The organism is Nocardia sp. NPDC059764, from assembly GCF_042732555.1.
GTDB lineage: Bacteria > Actinomycetota > Actinomycetes > Mycobacteriales > Mycobacteriaceae > Nocardia.
Window position 1 is genome coordinate 1 of the sequence record NZ_JBHWHH010000080.1, and the last position, 20,562, is coordinate 20,562.

The following is a 20,562-nucleotide window of genomic DNA, read 5'->3' on the forward strand; positions in this document are numbered from 1 at the left end:
GGGTCCCATCACCACCCCCCCCCCCCCGGCCGGTGGCGACAGCTCGCGCCGAGCCTTCCCGCCCTCTCCGGGACTCTCGCACTCCGCCGCGTTCCGCGGCGGAGTGCGTCCAGGAAAGAGGTGGCAACGGTTGCGTAAACCGTTGTGGGGAGCCTGCTCTCGCACAGGTTGCCGTGTAGACCGTACCGTGCCCGGTCCCCACGGGGCCGGGCACGGTAGAGCCTGACGGCGCAATATCAGCGCTTCGAGTACTGAGGCGCCTTACGGGCCTTCTTGAGGCCGTACTTCTTACGCTCGGTGGCACGCGGGTCACGGGTCAGGAAGCCGGCACGCTTGAGGGCGGGACGGTCGTCCGGGGTGACCTCGATCAGCGCGCGGGCGATGGCGAGGCGCAGGGCGCCGGCCTGACCCGACGGGCCGCCGCCGACGAGGCGGGCGTAGATGTCGAAGGTCTCGACGCGCTCGACGGTGACGAGCGGGGACTTCACCAGCTGCTGGTGCACCTTGTTCGGGAAGTAATCCTCGATGGTGCGGCCGTTCAGCACGAAGTTGCCGGAACCCGGCACCAGGCGCACGCGGACCACGGCCTCCTTGCGGCGGCCGACGGTCTGGACCGGACGGTCCATGGCGACCGGGGCGGAGAAGGTCTCGGTGTACTCGGCCTCGGCCTCGTAACCGTCACCCTCCTCGACGACCTCCACGGCGGTGTCCTCGACGACGTAGTCGTCGTTGAATTCCTCAGGAGCGGTCACTGGGCCACCTGCTTGATCTCGAAGGGGATGGGCTGCTGGGCGGCGTGCGGGTGGTTCGGGCCCGCGTAGACCTTCAGCTTGCCGATGATCTTGTTGCCCAGCTTGTTCTTCGGGATCATGCCCTTGACGGCGCGCTCGACCAGACGGTCGGGGCGGGTGTCCAGGATCTGGCCCACGGTACGGCCCTTCAGACCACCCGGGTGACCGGAGTGGGTGTAGAGGACCTTGTCCTGCCGCTTGTTGCCAGAGATGGCGACCTTGTCGGCGTTGATGATGATGACGAAGTCGCCACCATCGACGTTCGGGGCGTAGGTCGGCTTGTTCTTGCCACGCAGGATGTTCGCAGCCTGCACGGAAAGACGGCCGAGCACTACGTCAGTGGCGTCGATGACGTACCACTTGCGGGTCACGTCACCGCCCTTGGGGCTGTACGTAGGCACAGTGCATCCCTGTCTGTCGTAGGTTTTGCCAGCCAAGTGCGCGATCGAGCTCAATCCCGGCGGCCGGTGGAGACCCGGGGCTCGTGTGACAGCCGGAAACCCGGCCGTACCGCACACCAACGAGCAACCATACCAGCGGGGTCCGCGGACCTTCGAATCGGTCCCCGGCACCTCTGCCACCGGCCCGATGCGCCCCGCCACCGCCGGATGCGCCCGGCCGGCGGTCAGATGTGCAACGGCGGGCCGGGGTCGACCCCGCGCACCGGGCCGGGCAGCGTGTAGCGGAGCGTGTCGATGCCGGACCGCACGCAGTCCGTCTTGTGCGGGTCGCCGATGGTGGCGACGCCGGAGCCGGGCAGCCCCGAGACGAACGGGGTCACCGCGCAGCTCTCACCGACCGGAGACAGCTCGATATCGGTGGCCCGGGTCATCCCGCCGACGGGCGCCGGGGATCCGGCCGAGGGGTCCTGGCGCTGATCCGAGTGCGCGCCCAGGAGCGACAGGGCCGCCGCGCCGACGATGATGGGCGCGCCGAACGGCTTGCGCATCTTGTTCCACAGCTTGCCCTTGCGCTGCTTGCGATCGCCCTCGGAGCCGGATTCAGAGTCCGAATCCGACTGCCCAGCGGTATCTTCCGGCGTTTGCGGATTCGACCCACGCACCCCCGACGACATCGACCCACCGTACATCCCGCCGGGCTGACCAGGAGTGTTTCCGCCGGATCCAGCAAAACTCCCGCGACCCGAACCGGACGTATCCCCCTCGGCCCCATAGGGACCCGCCGGGTAACCGCCGCCGCCGTAGCCACCCTGGCCACCGTAACCGCCTGAGCCGTATCCGCCCTGGCCGTACTGCCCGGCAGCGCCCTGCTGGCCGCCGTACTGCCCGCCCTGGCCCGGCTGCGCGCCGGCGGGACCGTAGCCGCCCTGCGCCGAACCCTCCGAGCCCGGAGCGTTCGCCGAACCGTAGCCCGCGCCGTAACCGCCCGCCGAGCCCGGACCGCCTGTGCCGGGACCGAATTGACCCGCCGAGCCGCCCTGCTGCGGATAGCCGCCGGTGGTCGGACCAGCCGGTCCGAATGCGCCGCCCTGGCCTTGACCGTAACCGCCCTGCTGCCCCTGTCCGCCGGTACCGTAGGCCCCCGCCGAACCCTGTTGCACGCCTGCGGAACCGGGCCCGTACCCGCCGTCGGCCTGCGCGGCGGCCGGGTAGCCCTGCTGCCCCGACCCTGATACGCCCGGCCGGCCCGATCCTGCGGCGTCCTGGTCACCTCGGCCGAACACCGTCGTCATCTGATCGTCGGCGGGCGAGCCCGGCGGCCGCATGAACCGGCCGCCCACGCCTTCGAGTCCGGGCGGCAGCGTCCCGCGCCCGCCGACCACGGGCTGCGACCCGGTGGACGGGCCGTCGGCGCGGCGCGGAATCGCCTGGCCCGCTTCACCACTCGACGAGGATCCGGCGCCGGCGGCGGACCGATCCTGCGCGGCGAGCTGCGCGAGCTCCTCGGCCGTCACCCGCTGGGTGATGCCGCCGGGCCCGGTATTGCCCAGCGCGCCGCCCTGTGGTGCGGCCTCCTGTCCGGTGATCCGCCGCGTGAGTCCGGCGGCGGCCGGATCGACCACCGGCTGCCCACCCGATCCCGGTGAGCTCGGCCCCTGCGCGGCGGCCTCCTCCACGGTCAGGCGGCGGGTTCGGCTGTCGGAGTCGACGCTCGCGTGGTCGGCGGCGTCGGGCGTGGCTTCGGCGATCGACAACGGGGCGGCGGGCTGGGAACCCGGTCGTTGCGCACCCGACTCCGGCACGGGGATCGGTGAATCCTTGTGCCGGGGAATCATTTCCGGCTGCTGAGCCAGCGGTTCGGGCTGCCGCTGCAAGGGCTGATCCGCGGCGGCCCCGCCGGGCACATGGCGCGGTCCCTGCTCGATCGGACGCGCGGCCGCTCCGCCCGGCTGCTGACCCGGGCCTTGGGCCGCGGGCTGGGGCCGGTCGTAGGCGGGGTCGCCCTCACTGTCGGCGACCAGCAGGTGGGTCGCGCCGAGCACGAGCGCGTGCATCGGATGATCGGCCACCTGGAACCGATGGCCCAGGTGGTTCTGGAACGCCAACCGCAACGCGTCGTTGAAACAGACATTGCCCGTGAGCAGCACCGTGGAGGTATCGGCATTGATGGCCCGCGCCGCGGCCATCACCTCGATGACCACATTGTCGGCGGCGTGCGCCTCGTGCAGCGCCTCGGCGGTGATGGCGACGCTGACCGATTCGGTGGGCTGGTCGTCATTGCCGTGGACCGCGACCACCAGGCATTCACGCCCGTCGGAATACACGCCGACCGCACCGACGGCGGGCCCGCGGCCGGGCGACCGCACCAGTCCGAGCGCGCGCACGTACCCCGACAGCGCCACCGATTCGGGCAGCGGTTCGGCGGGCACGCCGAGCTGTTCCACCAACCGCACGAACTCGTCGACCTGGGGGTCGGGCCATTCGTCGGGGAAGGGCAGCGCGAGCACGTCCGGCGTCGTACCGAGGTGCTCGATGACCGAGGCCAGCGGGTTGTGCATGCGCGCCCGGAACACCAGTTCGGCGGGCCAGGTCGCCCCGGCCACCACGATCTGCGGGTGGCCGATGATGTCGCGGACGTCGGAGATGGCGATGCCGACGTCGGGCCGCCGGTCCACGCCCGCGGTGTGCAACCGGCCGGACGAGTCCGCCAACAGGTAGGCGGGAGGGGTGTACGAGCCCTCTACCTGGACCGGGCGGATGGGCGACCCGCCGCCACCGGCGGCCACCGACACCACGTCCCAGCCGAGATGCACTGCCCCAACTCGCGCTGTCACAGCCATCAGTCTGCCTGCTCGCTCCGTTGAGCGCGCGACCGAATCACTACTTCGCACCCCGGCCAGGGTGTGGTCCCGCTCACGCCGACAGCTTCTTCAAGCGCAGACGCGACCAGGTGAACAGCGACAGCAGCACGGTGATCCCGACGAGGACGCCGATGTCCATGGCCCAGGTCCCGACGGTGTGCTTCCACAGGAAGTCCTTCTGCGCCTCCGGCATGGACGACATCGAGGGCAGGTTGATCGTCGACGCGCCCGCGCCGTAGCCCCAGCGCGACGGGAACAGCCACGACAGCTGCTCCAGCACGGTCTGGCCGGCCACCGAGATCATGCCGCTGGACAGCACCAACTGCGCCATGATGACGACCACCAGCAGCGGCATCACCTGCTCGTTGGACTTGGCCAGCGAGGACAGCACCAGGCCGAGCACCACACACGACACCGCGGTCAGCGCGACGTCGAGATACAGCTCGAGCGTGCCCGAGGACAGCACCAGCCCGGTCCCGGGCGCGGGCTTGAACGCCAGCACGATGCCGATCATCACCGCGGACTGCAGCAGCGCCGCCAGACTGAAGATCACGATCTTCGACATCAGGTATGCGCCCGAACGCAATCCGACCGCGCGTTCCCGATAGTAGATCGGCCGCTCCCCGACCAGGTCACGCACGGTGAGCGTGGCGCCCATGAAGCAGGCGCCGAGGATCAGCACCACGAGTAGCTGTTGCGCCTCGCCATTGCTGGCGGGTACGAAGTCGCCGTTGGGCAGCTGGGTGAACCCGACGGATTTGAATCCGCTCGAGCCCTTGACCACCAGCGACAGCGCGCCGAGCACGAACGGCAGCACGCACAGGAACGCCAGATACCCGCGGTCGGCGAAGATGAGCCGCGACTGCCGCCGCGCCAGGGTCGAGAACTGTTTGACGGCACTGGATTTCGGCGCCTTGGCCCGCTCCACCGGTTTGACCGGCGCGGGCGGTTCCGCGAAGGCCTGGCGGGAGCGGAAATTCGCGAAGGCCAGGTCCGGGTCGGCGTCGACGCGGCCGAAGATCTCGGCCCAGTCGCTGGTGCCCATGACGTGCCCGACGGTGCCCGGGTGCCCGCAGAAGGCGGTCTTGCCGCCGGGCGCGAGCAGCAGCACCTGGTCGCACATGTCCAGGCAGGCCACCGAGTGGGTGACCACGATGACGGTGCGCCCGGCGTCGGCCAGTTCCCGCAGCATGGTCATGACCTGGCGGTCCAGCGCCGGGTCCAGGCCGGAGGTGGGCTCGTCGAGGATGAGCAGCGAGGGGCCGGTGAGCAGCTCCATGGCCACCGAGGCGCGCTTGCGCTGACCGCCGGAGAGCCGGTCCACGCGGGTGTCGGCGTGCTGGGTGAGCGAAAGCTCCTTCAGCACATCGGCGATCACCTGCTTGCGGTCGGCCTTGCTGGTGTCCGGGGGCAGTCGCAGCTGGGCGGCGAAGTTGAGCGCCTGCTTGACGGTGAGCTGCCGGTGCAGCACGTCGTCCTGCGGCACCATGCCGATGCGGGAGCGCAGCGCCTCGTATTCGGCATGCAGATTGCGGCCCTCGAAGGTGACCACGCCCGCGGACGGAAGCGTGGTTCCCGCAATGAGTTTCGACAGCGTGGACTTGCCCGCGCCGGAGGGCCCGATGAGCGCTGTCAGCGATCCGCGCCCGGCCTGCATGTTCACGTCCACGAGCAGCTGCTTGTTGCCCTCGACGGTGAACGAGACGCCGTGCACGTGCAGACCCTGTTCGGCGACCGGCCGCTGCCGGTGCACGAGTGTGCCTTCCTGCACGACGAAGTCGACGTTACCGATGGTGACGATGTCGCGTTCGCGCAGCAGCGCGCGCTGTTCGCGGCGGCCGTTGACGAAGGTGCCGTTGGCGGAGTTGAGGTCCTCGATGGCGAGGCCCTCGCGATCGGGCACCAGGCGCGCGTGTTTGCGCGAGGCCATCGGATCGTTGACCACGATCTCGTTGTCGCTGGTACGACCGATGTGCAGACCGTTGCGCGGGATCCGGTCGGCGCGCGCGATGGCCGCGGTGGAGGCCCGCGCGCGGATCGGCGGCAGCGCCGAGGTGTCCGCCTTGGTGGTCATGTTGATGGGATCGCCGCCCTGCGGCGGCTGGTTGACCGGCGGGCGCACCACATTCGGCGTGGCCGCGTTGCCGACGGGCGGAGTCGGCCGCTGCGGCACCGGATTCGGCTGCTGATGCTGCGGACCCGATACCGGCCGGTTCGGATTCCACTGATTCTGGTTGGGCTGGGCCAGGTTCGGCGGCTGCCAGGCCTGCTGCGGTCGCTGCTGCACCGGCGGGCGCTGTGCGAACGGCTGTTGCGCCTGCTGCGGCTGCCCGATCTGCGGCACCTGCGGCTGCGGCCGGGACGGCGGCCGGTTCTGCGGCGCGGGCCGCTGCTGCGGTTGCGGTTGCGGCGCGCCACCGCCGCCGCGCGCGGGCTGCGGCAGCAGATGCAGCAGCGGGCCGCTGATGGCGTCGCCGAGCCGCACCTGGGTGGGCCGGTTGATCACCAGCGGCGTGGTCAGCCGGCGGGCGTCCACGAAAACGCCGTTGGTGCTGCCGTTGTCGCTGAGCATCCACGATCCGGCCTCGTGGCTGAGGATCGCGTGCACGCGGGAGACCAGTGGACTGTCGACGAACAGCGTCACCTCCGGCGCCCGGCCCATCGTGATCTGCTGAGTCGCGTCGAAGACCCGTTCGGTTCCATCATGACGCACGGTGATCTGCTGCGCCCCCGGTGAAGACATGGTGGGATGATAATTGAAGCCCCCGGAGTCCGGCGTCGCGCTTCTCGGCCGTCCGTCCGATTCCGGGACACGATCGGCATCGGTTGGCGAGGGAGAACACGTGGGGAGAGGCCGGGGGGAGGTGGTGCGCACGCGCCGGTCCACGGGGATTCGCCGTGTATTCGTGACGCTGGGCGTAGTGGTCGTGGCGGTCGCGCTCTTGTCCGGATGTACACGAAATGTTCACGGCCGGGCCGTATCGATCTACGACGACCCGTTCAGGGTGGCCGGTCTGCCCACCACCGGCGGTCCCAGCGGCCCCCGCTCCGGGGCCCCGGATTCGACGCTCACCGCGGAGAACTCCGACGGCGGCAGTATCGACAAGCTGGTGCTCAACGCGCTCGACGACATCCAGACCTATTGGCAGGGCGAGTTTCCGCGCGAGTTCGGCGGCGCCTTCACCCCGGTGGATCATTTCATCTCCTGGAACGCCAAGACGCCGCGCTCGCAGGCCGGCCAGTTCTGCGGCGAGACCAGCTACCGGCTCGTGAACGCCGCCTACTGCCGGCTGGACGGTTCGGTGGGCTGGGATCGCGGGGTGCTGCTGCCCGCGGTGGCCGACGAGTTCGGGAAGATGTCGGTGGTCATGGTGCTGGCCCACGAGTACGGGCACGCCATTCAGGAGATGGCCAAACTGGTCGGCCGCCGCACCCCGACCATCGTGAAGGAGCAGCAGGCGGATTGCTTCGCGGGCGCGTTCATCCGGAATGTGGCCGAGGGCAAGGCCCCGCACTTCACGATCAACACCTCCGGCGGTTTGAACGCGGTGCTGGCCGCGACCGTCGCCTTCCGCGACGCCGATCCCGACGATCCGCAGAGCGTGCACGGTTCGGCGTTCGAGCGGGTGACGGCCGTGCAGATCGGGTTCACCGACGGCGCCAAGGGCTGTAAGGCCATCGACCAGAACGAGATCGACCGCCGCCGCGGCGGTCTGCCGCAGACCCTCGGCAACGACGCCAATCACGGCCAGTCCGAGGTGACCCAATCCAGCCTGCAGGAGCTGGCCAAGGCGATGGCGACCATCATGCCGGTGCGCGACGAGCCCGAATACGGCTACGACACCGCGAAGCTGAACTGCCGCAACGGCGCCGACACCGTGCCGGTCACCTACTGCCCGGCCACCAATCGGATCGGCACCGACGTGCCCGCGCTGCACGACCGCGGCGTCTCCAATGCCGACGACCAGGACGCGTTGCCCGCCAATGTGACCGGCGACTTCACCGCGTACATCGTTTTCATCTCCCGCTACACCCTCGCCGTGCAGCACGCCGCCGGACTGCCGTTGAAGGGCGCGAAGACCGGTCTGCGCGCGGCCTGCCTGTCCGGGGTGATCTCCGGGAAACTGGCCGACCCGAGCCGCAAGGCGTCCGGCGGCATCTCACTGTCCGCGGGCGATCTGGACGAAGCGGTCTCCGGCCTGCTCACCGACGGCCTGGCCGCCAGCGACACCGACGGCAAGACGGTGCCCAGCGGCTTCTCCCGGGTGGACGCCTTCCGCGCGGGCGTGCTCGGCGCCAATCAGGAGATCTGCTACTCCCGATACACCTAGGGGCGCGGGAGTTCTCGCGTCCTACCCGAAGGGCGGCGGCGCGACCGGCTCCAACCGCAGCACCCGGTTGCCCAGCATGATCTCCGCGCCCGGCACCAGGGTGAACGGCTGATTCGGTTGCAGCCGAACCCAATCGCGATATCCGGGCGGGCGCACCCGGGTGCCGTTGGTGGAGCCGCGGTCGACAATGGTGACATCCCAGTTCACCAGCCGGATCTCGGCGTGCGCCCGGGACATGCCGCCGGAGCTGTCGTCGATGCGCAGCGGCAGCAGGCCCGCGCGGGCCGGTTCGGACAGTTCGGGATCGCGGCCCACCACGGCGTCGGCCGCCAGCATGAAGGTCATGCCGTCGTCGAGCACCAGCATGCCCAGCGGCGGCCGGATCACCTCGGACACGTGCTGGGTCTGATCCACCGGCATGCCGCACACGGTGCAGAAGGCGGCCCGCGGATCGCTGGGATGCGCACGCGCGCATTTGAATCCGAGCACCTTCGCGGTGAGCGCGGTCGCCTTGGCGGTGGCCTCGAGCCGTCGCTGCAGGTTCGGGTCGGGTTTGGGCGCGGGGTTGGTGCCGCTCAGCTCGCTCGCGCCGCCCATCTCGGTGGGCGCGTGGTGCAGATCCGGCGTCGCCGGAATGCCCTCGGTGACCGGGTCCGCCGGGGCGGGATCCAGGTTCGCGGGAATCCGATTGGAGGTGCGGGTCGGGATCAGGTCCGGGTCCACCGGCGGCGGTTCGGGTTCGGGGTCGCGTTCGGCGTCGAAGGCGGCCGTGGGCGGCGGCGGTTCCGCGGCCCGGTGCCGGGCCCCCGCCGGACGCGCCGGGGTGCGTGACACCACCGGTTCGCCCTCGAACCACACCACCGCGCCCGCCGCGGGCGCGACTCCCTCCACCAGCGAGCCGATTCCACGCTCGGGCAGTTCCGGCGCCCGCCGCCGCGGTTCGTCGATGAACAGGGCCGCGGCCCGCGCGGGCGGGGCGGCGACCCGGTCCACGGTGAAGGCGGCGTCGCTGCCGCGGTAGTACTCGACCGCGGTTCCGGCCAGCACGGCCGTCACCGATCCGTGCAGGAAGATGGCCAATCCGCCGGTGTCGGCGGTGGACAGGATGCCGAATTCGATGGGCTGCCCGGGCGAGATCCGCTCGGCCTCCTTCATGAGCCAGCGGGTGGCCTGCCGCGCGATCTGCCGGCCCGGCCCGTCCGGGACCAGATCGGTGGCGTCGGCGACCAGGTCCCCGAGCGCCCGCACCGCCGTCACGGCCCGCGATTCGGGCGTGATCGCGCCCCGCTCCCGATGCGCGACCAGGATCACCGCTCCCGCCACCCGGCTCAGCGCATGGCCGCCCGCGACCACCTCGACCTGCCGATCCATCACGGGAACCGGCCCCCGGAGAACACGTTGGTCAGGTCGTTCAGCACAGCCCTAGGTTACGTCGCGGCGAGAAACCCCACATTCGCCCGTCCTTGTACGTTCGACTGCGGAGTCCTCGTATGCCAGAGTGACCACTGGTCTCGTACCGATCGGGGTAACTCATGGGGTACGTCCACAATTCGTTCGGCACCCGGCCGCCGGCACGGGTGTGGGAGGGTCGACGGCTCTCAGCCGCCCGCCGCGCGGAGTGGCGGAGCGGCAGTCGCGGAGAGGCGGAACAGTGATGAGTCCTGGCACCATCGTCGGCGGCTATCGGATCATTCGCGTGCTGGGCTCGGGTGGCATGGGGACCGTATATCTGGGCAAGCATCCGGAACTACCGCGCATGGACGCGTTGAAGGTGCTCTCGGCCGAGCTGACCGGCAACGAGGAGTTCCGCGGACGCTTCGAACGCGAAGCCAATGTGGTTGCGGGCCTGGACCACCCGAACATCGTCGCGGTGCACAATCGCGGCGAGGAGAGCGGGCAGCTGTGGATCGCCATGCAGTATGTCGAGGGCACCGACGCCTCGGCCGAGCTGAAGCGCGATCCGACCGCCATTCCGCCGCTGCGGGCGCTGTCCATCGTCACCCAGATCGGCCGCGGCCTGGACTACGCACACCGGCGCGGCCTGCTGCATCGGGACGTGAAGCCCGCCAACTTCCTGCTCTCCACCGCCGCCGGTGAGGACGAGCGCGCCCTGCTGGCCGACTTCGGGGTCGCCAAATCCACCGAGGACACCACCGAGCTCACCCAGACCGGCAGCTTCGTCGCCACCATCGCCTACGCGCCGCCGGAGCAGCTATCCGGGCTGCCGCTGGACCACCGCGCCGACATCTACAGCCTGGGCTGCTCCTTCTTCAAACTGCTGACCGGCCGGAACCCGTATCCCGCAACGCAACCGGCGCTGGTCATGATGGGCCACCTGCACGAGCCGCCGCCGCGCGCCACCGATGTCGACCCGCATCTGCCCGCCGCGCTGGATCAGGTCTTCGCACGGGCGATGGCGAAGAATCCGGCCGAGCGTTTCAATTCCTGCCGCGAGTTCACCGAAGCCGCCACGGCCGCGCTGGTGCCGGGCTACAACCCGGTGTCCACCAATACTTCTCCGACCTATCCGATCCAGATCGCGACGCCGGGCATGCTCCCGGGCGGTGCGACCCAGAGTGGCATACCGGTGTCCGCGTCGGAGCCCACCGAGCTGGAGCGGGTGCGGCCGCCGCGTAATCGGACCCGGATCTACCTGGGTATCGGTGCGGCGACGGTGGCGGCCGCGGTGGCCGTCGGCATCGGCATCGTCGCCAGCGGCGGTAGTGAGACCGGTTCCGCCGCAACGACTTCCGCCGGGGCGACCCCGGCCGCGAACACCGTCCCGAGTTCGGTGGACCAGGCGCGCAAGGACAATCCCGCGTTCCAGGGCAAGTCCGTCACCCTCGTCGACGTGACCGGCGACGACTACAACACCAAATACAGCATCTACCTCACCGGCAGTGATCAGGCGAAATACCTGGAGAGCCTGGGCTTCGTCTACAACGCCCAGTACCAGCCCGCGGCCGGGGAGACCTCCCCGCGCCCCTCCTCCGGCTGGGGCTCGCTCAAGGTGACCGACAACTCGTACGTCATCGCGGTCCGCAGCGACGCGAAGGCGGGCGGCGGCGGCCTGCTCGGTCTGCCCAGCGAGATCACCAGCTCCCGCGCCATCGTGGTGCCGGTCGACGACGCGTCCGCGGTCGCGGCGATCCGCAGTTGGACTCCCGAATCCGGTCCGACCCTGCTCACCAAACTGGTGCCGGTCCTGCACAACCGGATCAAGTAGGGTTTTGCGCGTCAGTCAGCTCTGGGGAGGGGAACCCATGCGCCATCGCCTGCGCGCAGCCATGTCCGCGGCTTTCGCCGTCACGGTGGTGATGACCGCCGCCTGCGGCTCGGATCCGGGGCCCACCGCTCCCGCCGAGCCCGTCATCGACCTGGCCAAGCTCGATACCGGCAATCTGATCACCCAGCCCAAGAAGTACGACAAGGCCGAGAGCAAGGAACTCGGCCGCGCTGTACAGGCCGAGCGACTGGCCAACTACCTGCCGCTGCCGTCGGAGATCAATCCGGCGGTCAAATATCCCGCGGCCGCGGTGAACGGCGCGATCCGCCCGTTCATCGATTTCGGCTCCAGCGCCATGAAGATCCGCACCAATGCCAAGGCCGCCGACCTACGGGCCGCCGCACCCGGGTTCCTATCCGGCTACGTCACCACCGGCAACTCCGAGAAATCGCCGGGGCTGCCGTACGAGCTCGCGAACACGGTGCTGATCTTCACCGACGACGCGGCGGCCAAGGCGGCCGCGCAAGCGCTGGGCCAGGCCGATTTCGACGCCGCCCCCAGCGAGCGCCTGCACCTGGACAAGTATCCGGACGCGTTCGTCTACCTGGACAAGTCCTACGACTTCAACGCCACCGTCCGATCCTGGTACGCCACCGGCCGATTCGTCATCTACGGCTACGTGTGGGACGACCTGATGGCGCAGACCGAGATCAGCGACCCGGCCGCGCTGCTGGCGCGGGTCCAGCTCGGCATCGACGTGATCCCGGGCGCGCTGGCGAAGTTCCCGGCCGTCGCGCCGGATCAGCTGACCGAGCAGCCCGTCGATCTGGACGGCGTGCTCGGGCGGACGCTGCGCACCGTCGTCGACGATCAGTCCGAGCGCGGCATCCCCGGCGTCTACGACCGGCACGGCGGGCTCCAGATCTTCCCCGGCGACGACAACGCCGCGCTGTTCGAGAAGGCGGGCGTGGACCGGGTGGCGTTCAACGGCGGCTACGTCTTCCGCGCCCGCGACGCCGCCGGGGCCGCGGACATCGTGGCCGAGCGCGCCCGCACCTCGCGCACCTTCCGGCCCGCCGACTCCCCCGCGAACCTGCCGAATGCCCAGTGCCGCAAGTACACCGGCCCGCAGCGCTTCTCGATCGCCTACTACTGCTACGTCACCCACGGCCGCTTCGCCGGGGAGGTGGCGGCGAGCCAGTTGCTCGATGCGCAGCAACGGATCTCGGCGCAATACGCCCTGTTCGTCAATGCGGAAAAGTGATCGGGAGGGGACGGGAATGATCTCGCGTTTTCGGATGACCGCTCTGCTCGCGATCACCGCGGCGGGGGTGGCGGGCTGCGGTTCGGCCGTCACCGGCACGGCGACCCCGGGTGAAATCGATATCCGCACACTGGATGTCGGCAAGTACTCGACACTGCCGATGGACCTGCGCTACGAGTACAACCCGCGCATGCGGCTGGCGATCGAGCTGGCGACGCAACGCCTGGCCGACCACGTGGTGAACGGGGCCGATATCGACCCGGCCTTCACCTTCGGCACCGGCGTGGTGTCGATGACCAGTACCGAGACCGCCACCCGGGTGCTGGCCGACGTCACCGCGCCGGTGCTCGACGCGAACAAGATGATGTTCGGGCTCTCGGTGGGCCACACCGACAAACAACCCGACAAGTCCGGCAAGACTGTGGAGGGCAGTTCCTTCACCACGGTCACCGTCCTCCAGTTCCGCGACGCGGCGACCGCCGCCAAGGCCGCCACCGAGTTGGACGAGGCCGACTTCGCGGTGGCCCCGGACGTCAACGAACGAGTCGCGCTGCCGAAATACCCCGACGCCCACACGCATTGGCGGCCCGGCGTCGCCAGCATCGGATCGACGATCGCGCACGGCAGTTACGTCGTGAACGCCTATGTCGGGGTGAAGGATCCGGGGCTGCCGAAGCTGACCGCGCTCGCCACGAAGGTCCTCGACGCGCAAGTGCCGCTGCTGGATTCCTTGCCGCCCTTGACGCCGGAAGGCGTGCTGCGCCTGCCGTTCGACGCGGACCACATGCTGCGGCGCACCCTCAACCCCGGCGTCAGTTTCCTCCCCGATTTCCAGACGATGGCCGTGGCCGAACCGCGCGGCTTCCTGCATCGGGTCGCCGATCAGGCGTATTGGCGGCGGGTCGTCACCGACACCGGAATCGATCGTTACTCGATCGCGGGCGCGAGCTACGACGGTCCGGTCATGCTCTTCCGCACCCGGGACGCGCAAGCCGCGAAACAACTCGCCACCGCCGTTCTCGAACACGGCTATTCGGGCGTCGCGGACGCACCGGCCGGATTCCCGGACGGGAAGTGCGGACAATCCACCGACGCTCCGGCCTCCAGTCTCACCCGCGCCAAACGCTTCCGGTGCACGGTCAGCTATCGCCAGTACACCGCCGTGGTGGACTCCGATCAGATCGCCGACGCCCATCAGCGGGCCGCCGCCCAATACGCATTGTTCGCGAACAGCACCTGGTAGCAGCGGTTGCGCTGCGCATAGCTGCGCACGGGGTGGAACCGGCGGGGCGTGACCGACGTCCAATCACCAAGAGGTCGTCCGCCCGCGAATCGGAAGGAGGCACCGTGGCCGGTGCATTCGAAGCCAGTAATGAGCTCATCCAGGCCAAGGCCCAGGAGTTCCAGAAGACCCACGACATGCTCATGCACTCCATCGCCGATCTGAAGCGCGACGAGGACAATATGGTCGCCGGCTCGAATTGGCGGGGCGGCGCGGCCGACGCGTTCAACGCGTTCATGCAGCGCTACTACTTCCAGGCCGACAAGCTCAACGACAAACTCATGCACACCGCCGAGACGCTGATCAAAGTCGGCTCGAATTACGAAGAGCACGACAAGGATTACGAATCCAAGGTCAACGCCCAGATCTCGAGCCTCGACCTCCCGGCTGTCTAGCCACTCGGCCACCCCTCGTTCTTTCCGGACACTTGGCAAAGGAGTTCACCATGGCAGCAGTCGACGGCCAGATCATCTCCGCCCATTTCGAAGGCGTCGCCGACGGCGCGAATTCGATCCTCCGCCGCGCGGAAGCCATCCGCGATCAGCTCGAGGCCTTCCACCGCACCGTGGAGGAGTTCGTGCGAAACAACTGGAAGGGTGACGCCAACGACGCGTTCGCCGACCTCCAGCGCCTGTGGAACCAGCACGTCCTCCAGCTCAACACCACCCTCAACGGCGCGGCCACCCTGGTCCGCACCGGCAATGCCGAACTCCAGGCCAAGGACACCGCCCTCGCGGGCCTCTTCTGAGAATTCACAGCGCATTCCAGACAGCGGGCCCGGACAGTGCGCCCGGGCCCGCTCTCCGTGATCACGGCTCCGCGAGTGGCAGCCGGTCGGTTTGGATGAGCTCCTCGCCGGAGCGGGTGCCGTAGGTGCCGCGTCCCGGGGGCATGAGGGCGGGGCGGGTGTTGCCGAAGAGGACGCCCTCGTCGCGGCCGCAGCTCATGATCAGGGACGCGGAGTTGAGTTCCTTGAGGCGGTTGAGGGTGGCCTCGTACATGGCCCGGCCCGCACCGCCGGAGCGGCGGGCCAGGATCAAGTGGAAGCCGAGATCGCGGGCGTGCGCGAGGTGATCGACCAAGGCGTGCAGCGGGTTTCCGCTGGCATTGGCGACCAGGTCGTAATCGTCGACGATGACGTACAGTTCCGGGCCCCGCCACCAGGATCGGTCCTTGAGCTGCTGCGGGGTCACGTCGGGTCCGGGCATGCGCTGGGTGACGTAGGCGGCCAGGTCGGCCATGTTCTGGGTGAACTGCGGCGCGGTGGTGCCATAACCCGCGAGGTAGCCCTGCGGGACGGTGCCGAGCATGGTGCGCCGGTAGTCGCCCATGATGATGCGCGCTTGATCGACGGTGTTGGCCGCGCAGATGGACTGCACCAGTGACCTCAGCACGGTGGTCTTGCCGCATTCGGAGTCGCCGATGATCACGAAGTGCTGGCTCGTCGCCAGATCCAGGAACACCGGGGCCAGCTGCGCCTCGTCTATGCCGAGCGGGAAGCTGAGGCACGGCCGGGACCGGTCCACAGTCGCGGGCCAGCCTCCCGCCGCTCGCAGCAGGTCCGCGCGCGGCAACCGCTCGGGCAGCATGCGCACCGCGGGCGCGGGTCGCCCCGGAGTCAGCTGTGCGATGACCGAAACGGCCTGCACCACTCCGGTTCCCAGCGATGCCGGGTCCGGGTCGCCGTCCACCCGAGGGAGCGCGGTCAGCATGTGCAGCCCGTCGGCGGTCATGCCGCGCCCCGGACGGCCCATGGGCACCAGCGCCGCGAACTTGCGCCCGAGGTCCGAGTCCATCGGGTCGCCGAGCCGCAGTTCGACGCGCGTGCCGATCTGATCCTTGAGCGCGGGCCGCGCCTCGGCCCAGCGGTTGAGCGACAGCACGATGTGCACACCGTACGAAAGCCCCTGCGCGGCCAGGTTCATGACGGTCTGGTCGAGCAGTTCGAATTCCTGCCGGAACGCGCCGTACCCGTCGATCACCAGGAACACGTCCCCGAACGGGTCTTCCGACACGCCCGCCGCGGCCCCGTCGGCGTCCGGCCCGGTGGCGCGCAGCCGCCGGAACTCGGCCATGGATTCCACGCCCAGCCGCCGGAAGCCGGCCTCGCGGCGGCGCATGATGCCCACCATCTCGGCCACGGTGCGCCGCACCTGATCCGCCTCCATCCGGCTGGCCACCGCGCCCACGTGCGGCAGCCCGTCCAGGCCGACCATGGTGCCGCCGCCGAAGTCGAGCAGATAGAACTGGACCTGTTCGGCGGTGTGCGTCAATGACATCGCCATGACCAGCGCCCGCATCGCGGTCGACTTGCCCGACTGCGGGCCGCCGACCACAGCCGCGTTGCCGCGCGATCCGGACAGGTCCACCACCATGGGATCGCGGCGCTGATCGTAGGGCCGGTCGACGATGCCGATCGGGGCGCGCAGGGCCGCCAGCGGATTCCAATCGCCGGTGAGCACGGAACGCGGCAGCAGCCGATCCAGGGTGGGCGCGTCGCCGAGCGGCGGCAGCCAGATCTGGTGGGCGGGTCGCCCGCGCCCGCGCACCCGCGACACCAGCATCTGGAGGTTGGAGATCTGGTCCGATTCGGCGGGCGCGGTCACCGGTTCCGGCCACTCCGGCGGCGGAATCCGGTCGGCGGCACGGAATTCCACGTGTGCCGCGCTGAACGGTCGCGCGGCCACGTCGACCTCGCCGGAGCGGGCCACCGTCCCGGCCTCGCGCCGCACCGCGCCACCGGTGTACGGCCCGGAGACATAGGCGGACTGGAAGCGCTGGATCTCCCCGGCGTCGGCTTTCAGGTAGCCGCCGCCGGGATTTCCGGGCAGGTTGTAGGCGTCGGGTACCCCCAGCACCTGCCGGGACTCGTTGGCGGAGAAGGTCTTCAGGCCGATCCGATAGGACAGGTGGCTCTCCAGCCCCTTGAGCCGCCCTTCCTCGAGCCGCTGCGAGGCCAGCAGCAGGTGCACGTGCAACGAGCGCCCGAGGCGGCCGACCATGGTGAACAGGTCGGCGAAATCCGGGTGCTGTGACAGCAGTTCGGAGAACTCGTCGAGCACGACGAACAACGCGGGCACGGGGTCGAGGTCGGCTCCCGCCGCCCGGGCCCTCTCGTACTCCGAGACATTCGCGAAGTTCCCGGCCGCGCGCAGTAGCTCCTGGCGGCGGTTCAGCTCCCCGGCGAGTGCGTCGCGCATGCGGTCGACGAGGTCGGCTTCCTCTTCCAGATTGGTGATGATGGCCGCGACATGAGCCACCCCTTCCAGCCCGAGGAAGGTCGCGCCGCCCTTGAAGTCCACCAGCACGAAGTTGAGCTGATCGGGCGAGTGCGTGGCGATGAGCGAGAGCACCAGCGTGCGAAGGAATTCCGACTTGCCCGACCCGGTCGCGCCGATGCACAGCCCGTGCGGACCCATGCCGCCCTCGGCCGCCTCCTTGATGTCGAGCACCACCGGCTGCCCGTCGACCCCGATGCCGAACGGCACCCGCAGTCGTTCGCGACCGTACCGCGGCCGCCATGCGGTCTCGGGAGTGAACGTTCCGAGATCGCCGAGTCCCAGCAGATGCGCCCAACTGGAGATCACCTCGCCGTCGTCACCGCCGGTCTCGGCAACACGCGGGGCCGGGGCACGGTAGGGCGCAAGCCGCCGGGCCGCCTGTTCGGCCTCGCGCGCGGTGATCCGGTCGATGACGGCGAAGCGCTCCATCGCCCCGGAGGGTCCGCGCCCGGCACATTCACCGTTCTCCACCACCATCTGGATGCCTCGGGAGGCAGCCAGCCGGGCCGCGTATCCGCACAGGTCGACGACGGTGACGCCCTCGAACCCGTTCTCGCGCAGCGGATCTTCCTCGGCCTCGAGCAGTCCGCCGTCGACCACCAGCACGATCTGGGTGAGCCCGGGGTCTGCGGGCTGGTTGCGGGAGTATCGAACCCGAGTGTGCAGCAGCGGATTCAGATCGGCGTGGGCTTCACGGATGGACCCGTAGACCATGCGACCGCTGCCCACCCCGTCCTGGGATTCGGGATGCTGGCTGTGCGGCAGCCATTTGGTCCATTCCCATTCCCGGACCGTGTCGGGTCCGCAGACCACGGCGATCAGCACCTGGTCAGGACCTTGGAACATGGCCAGTTGCAGCAGCATGGCCCGGGTCATGTCGCGAGCCTGGGCGCGGTCGCCGGTGAGCTGGACGGCCGCGAAGCCCTTCACGGCGAGGGCGGTCGGCAGGTCGGGGACGGTGGCGTGGGTGCGCACGAAGCGCCGCAGCGAGACCGCGGCGATGGGTTCGAGCTCTTCGACGGGCCCTGTTTCCGGGGCGACCAGTCTCGTAGCAAGCCTCTGGCTACCGAGCCCGATGCGGGCGTGACAGAAGTCCCTGTCCCCCGGCCGGCGCTCCCACATCCGCGCGGTCCCGGCCAGCATCCAGATGAGCCCGGGCTCGGGATGACTCCATTCGACGGCCGCCCGCTGCTGCCCGGCCGTCACCTCCACATCCCGTCTGACCTGATCGAGATAGCGCAGATAGTCCTTGCGGTCCTCATCGGCCTCGGCCGCCTTCTGCCCCTTGCCACCCTGCCCCGCATACATCCCGACCATGGAGAACACCATCATCATCGGGAACATGAGGCTCATCGGATTGGACGCGGCACCGCTGCCGGAGGTGAACAGCAGCACCACCATGCCGAGCATGCCGACGCCCATCACCACCGGCATCAGCTTCGCGAAGAGGTTCGCGGGCACCGCTCTCGGGATCTCCGGCGGCGGCTGCAGCGTGACTTCGCCGCCGGGCGAACGCGGCATCTCCCGGCGCGGGCGGCGGTGGAACCGTACGGTGCTCATCGCGGAAATTCCCCCGAGGTTCGGGCCGTCAGTGTACGGACGGCAACCATCATGCCGTACAGTGCGGGCGTGACGCACTCGCGGACGGATCACCTCGAGGACTTCCGCGGCACCGTGCGCGCGCCGGATTTGGCGCGAGTCACCATTCTGGCCAAGCACACTCAGGTCGACATGGCCATTCCCGTCGATGTGCCGGTGGCCCTGATCATTCCGAGCGTGGTCGACATGGTCGATCTGCACAACCGCGCCAACGACTTCGACCTCGACGGCGAGCAGATCGAGCCGCACGACTGGATGCTGGCTCGCATCGGGCAGCCGCCCTTCTCCAATTCCCTGAACCTGGGCGAACAGGGCGTGCGCGACGGCGAACTGCTCATGCTGGAGAGTGCCGAACACAGCGCGCCCGCACCGCTTTTCGACGACATCATGCACAACGTCGCCGTCGCCGACGCCGACCACTTCCGCGGCTGGTCGCCGCGCACGGCCCGGCTGACCGGCGCGGTCCTGGCGGTCGCCATCATGCTCACCGGCTGCTTCGGCCTGCTGGCCGCCCCCGACGCCATTCCGGCCTGGATCACCGCCACCGTGGCCACCGCCGTCACCCTGCTCCTGGTCACCGCGAGCACCGTGCTCGCCCGCATGTACCGCGACCTCCCGAGCGCCCTGATACTGGGCGGCTGCGCGCTGCCGACCGCGTTCACCGCCGGCCTGCTCTTCGTCCCCGACCACTACGGCTGGGCCAACGCGCTTCTCGGTTCGGTGCTGGCCGGGGCAACCGCCCTGCTGACCTGGCGGGTGACAGGCGTCGGGCCCGGATTGTTCATCGGCGCCGCGACACTGGCCGTCTTCGCCATCCCGGCCACCCTGGTCGGCCTGCTCATCGAGCTTCCGCCGCGTGCCATCGGCGGTGGTGTCGCGGCGGTCGGCCTGGCCGGATTGTCGCTGGCCCCACGGCTCTCCATGCTGCTGGCCCGGTTGCCGCTGCCGCCGGTGCCCGCGCCGGGCACCCCCATCGATCCCACCGAGGACGATCCCGACGACCACCGCGCCCTGCCCACGCTGGAGGCGCTGCGCGCGAAATCCGAACGGGCACGCGACTATCTGGCCGGTCTCGTCGCGGCGACCACCCTCGTGGTCGTGGCCGGGGCGGTGGCGAGTGTGGATCCGGCTGCCGCCCGGCCGTTCTGGCCCGGCCTGGCCCTGGCCCTGGTGTGCGCGGCGGTCCTGATGTTCCGCAGCCGCACCTACGCGGGCGCGGAACAGGCCGTGGTTCTCATCACCGGCGGCGCGGCCGTCGTGCTGCTGGAGCTGATCGGTGCGGCCCTCACCCAACGGCAGCCGCTCACCGTATTCGGTGTGGCACTCGCGCTTTTCGCGGCCGTGCTGGTGCTGGGCTTCCTGGTGCCACGGCAGCAGGCGACCCCGCCCGTACTCCGCGCGGTCGAGTTGCTGGAGTACGGCTTCGTGGCGGCCGTTGTGCCGCTGGCCTTCTGGGTGACCGGCCTCTACGCCCTCGTGCGCGGACTGTGACAACGGTCGGCCATGCAAGGTAGAGCGCTGCGCAC

13 protein-coding genes are annotated in these 20,562 nt (G+C 69.8%); 7 read left to right on the forward strand and 6 right to left on the reverse strand.

Annotation, left to right across the window (positions count from 1 at the left end; translation table 11 throughout):
* Positions 1-236: 236 nt before the first annotated feature.
* From rpsI to ACFV4K_RS19150, 4 genes are all read right to left on the reverse strand, one after another.
* Positions 237-752 carry a 30S ribosomal protein S9 gene (gene rpsI / locus ACFV4K_RS19135; RefSeq protein WP_357088875.1) on the reverse strand — a complete coding sequence of 172 codons (516 nt, stop codon included), beginning with the start codon at positions 750-752 and terminating at the stop codon, positions 237-239.
* A complete protein-coding gene (gene rplM, locus ACFV4K_RS19140) occupies positions 749-1,192 on the reverse strand; it encodes a 50S ribosomal protein L13 (RefSeq protein WP_357088878.1) in 444 nt (147 codons plus the stop codon). Before rplM ends, rpsI begins: the two co-directional genes overlap by 4 nt.
* A gap of 224 nt (positions 1,193-1,416) precedes the next feature.
* Positions 1,417-4,026, reverse strand: a complete 2,610-nt coding sequence (locus tag ACFV4K_RS19145; protein ID WP_379276435.1) for a hypothetical protein — start codon at positions 4,024-4,026, stop codon at positions 1,417-1,419.
* Positions 4,027-4,105: 79 nt separating this feature from the next.
* Entirely contained in the window at positions 4,106-6,796 is a 2,691-nt protein-coding gene (locus tag ACFV4K_RS19150) for an ATP-binding cassette domain-containing protein (RefSeq protein ID WP_379276437.1), read from the reverse strand.
* Positions 6,797-6,965: 169 nt separating this feature from the next.
* On the opposite strand from ACFV4K_RS19150, the gene ACFV4K_RS19155 reads away from it, so the two are divergent.
* On the forward strand, positions 6,966-8,384 hold the full coding sequence (locus ACFV4K_RS19155) for a metallopeptidase (protein WP_379276469.1): 1,419 nt from the start codon (positions 6,966-6,968) through the stop codon (positions 8,382-8,384).
* A gap of 21 nt (positions 8,385-8,405) precedes the next feature.
* On the opposite strand, the gene ACFV4K_RS19160 is transcribed toward ACFV4K_RS19155, so the two are convergent.
* Positions 8,406-9,755, reverse strand: coding sequence for an FHA domain-containing protein (locus tag ACFV4K_RS19160; RefSeq protein ID WP_379276439.1), 1,350 nt, complete (start codon positions 9,753-9,755; stop codon positions 8,406-8,408).
* Positions 9,756-10,038: 283 nt separating this feature from the next.
* On the opposite strand from ACFV4K_RS19160, the gene ACFV4K_RS19165 reads away from it, so the two are divergent.
* The 5 genes from ACFV4K_RS19165 to ACFV4K_RS19185 all read left to right on the forward strand — a co-directional run bounded on the left by ACFV4K_RS19165 (position 10,039) and on the right by ACFV4K_RS19185 (position 14,904).
* On the forward strand, positions 10,039-11,610 hold the full coding sequence (locus ACFV4K_RS19165; protein WP_379276441.1) for a serine/threonine-protein kinase: 1,572 nt from the start codon (positions 10,039-10,041) through the stop codon (positions 11,608-11,610).
* A 37-nt stretch (positions 11,611-11,647) separates the two neighbouring features.
* Positions 11,648-12,874 (forward strand): hypothetical protein, encoded by a 1,227-nt coding sequence (locus ACFV4K_RS19170; RefSeq protein ID WP_379276443.1) that lies wholly within the window; start codon positions 11,648-11,650, stop codon positions 12,872-12,874.
* Between the two features lie 34 nt (positions 12,875-12,908).
* The gene (locus tag ACFV4K_RS19175) at positions 12,909-14,117 is read left to right on the forward strand and encodes a hypothetical protein (protein WP_379276444.1); all 1,209 of its coding nucleotides are present in this window, start codon (positions 12,909-12,911) and stop codon (positions 14,115-14,117) included.
* Between the two features lie 104 nt (positions 14,118-14,221).
* The gene (locus ACFV4K_RS19180) at positions 14,222-14,551 is read left to right on the forward strand and encodes a WXG100 family type VII secretion target (protein ID WP_379276446.1); all 330 of its coding nucleotides are present in this window, start codon (positions 14,222-14,224) and stop codon (positions 14,549-14,551) included.
* A 50-nt stretch (positions 14,552-14,601) separates the two neighbouring features.
* On the forward strand, positions 14,602-14,904 hold the full coding sequence (locus tag ACFV4K_RS19185; protein ID WP_379276447.1) for a WXG100 family type VII secretion target: 303 nt from the start codon (positions 14,602-14,604) through the stop codon (positions 14,902-14,904).
* A 61-nt stretch (positions 14,905-14,965) separates the two neighbouring features.
* Here the strand turns inward: ACFV4K_RS19185 and eccCa are convergent, their stop codons facing one another.
* Complete coding sequence (gene eccCa, locus ACFV4K_RS19190; protein ID WP_379276449.1) at positions 14,966-18,997, reverse strand: type VII secretion protein EccCa; 4,032 nt, start codon at positions 18,995-18,997, stop codon at positions 14,966-14,968.
* A gap of 69 nt (positions 18,998-19,066) precedes the next feature.
* Between eccCa and eccD the strand changes: the two genes are divergently transcribed.
* Positions 19,067-20,527 carry a type VII secretion integral membrane protein EccD gene (eccD, locus tag ACFV4K_RS19195; protein WP_379276451.1) on the forward strand — a complete coding sequence of 487 codons (1,461 nt, stop codon included), beginning with the start codon at positions 19,067-19,069 and terminating at the stop codon, positions 20,525-20,527.
* Positions 20,528-20,562: the final 35 nt, after the last annotated feature.

Bases quoted from the DNA above. Each gene is read 5' to 3' on its own strand.
- ACFV4K_RS19150 (WP_379276437.1), bottom strand. From the start codon at position 6,796: ATGTCTTCACCGGGGGCGCAGCAGATCACCGTGCGTCATGATGGAACC.
- ACFV4K_RS19175 (WP_379276444.1), top strand. From the start codon at position 12,909: ATGACCGCTCTGCTCGCGATCACCGCGGCGGGGGTGGCGGGCTGCGGT.
- ACFV4K_RS19170 (WP_379276443.1), top strand. From the start codon at position 11,648: ATGCGCCATCGCCTGCGCGCAGCCATGTCCGCGGCTTTCGCCGTCACG.
- ACFV4K_RS19160 (WP_379276439.1), bottom strand. From the start codon at position 9,755: ATGGATCGGCAGGTCGAGGTGGTCGCGGGCGGCCATGCGCTGAGCCGG.
- ACFV4K_RS19165 (WP_379276441.1), top strand. From the start codon at position 10,039: ATGAGTCCTGGCACCATCGTCGGCGGCTATCGGATCATTCGCGTGCTG.
- ACFV4K_RS19185 (WP_379276447.1), top strand. From the start codon at position 14,602: ATGGCAGCAGTCGACGGCCAGATCATCTCCGCCCATTTCGAAGGCGTC.
- eccCa (WP_379276449.1), bottom strand. From the start codon at position 18,997: ATGAGCACCGTACGGTTCCACCGCCGCCCGCGCCGGGAGATGCCGCGT.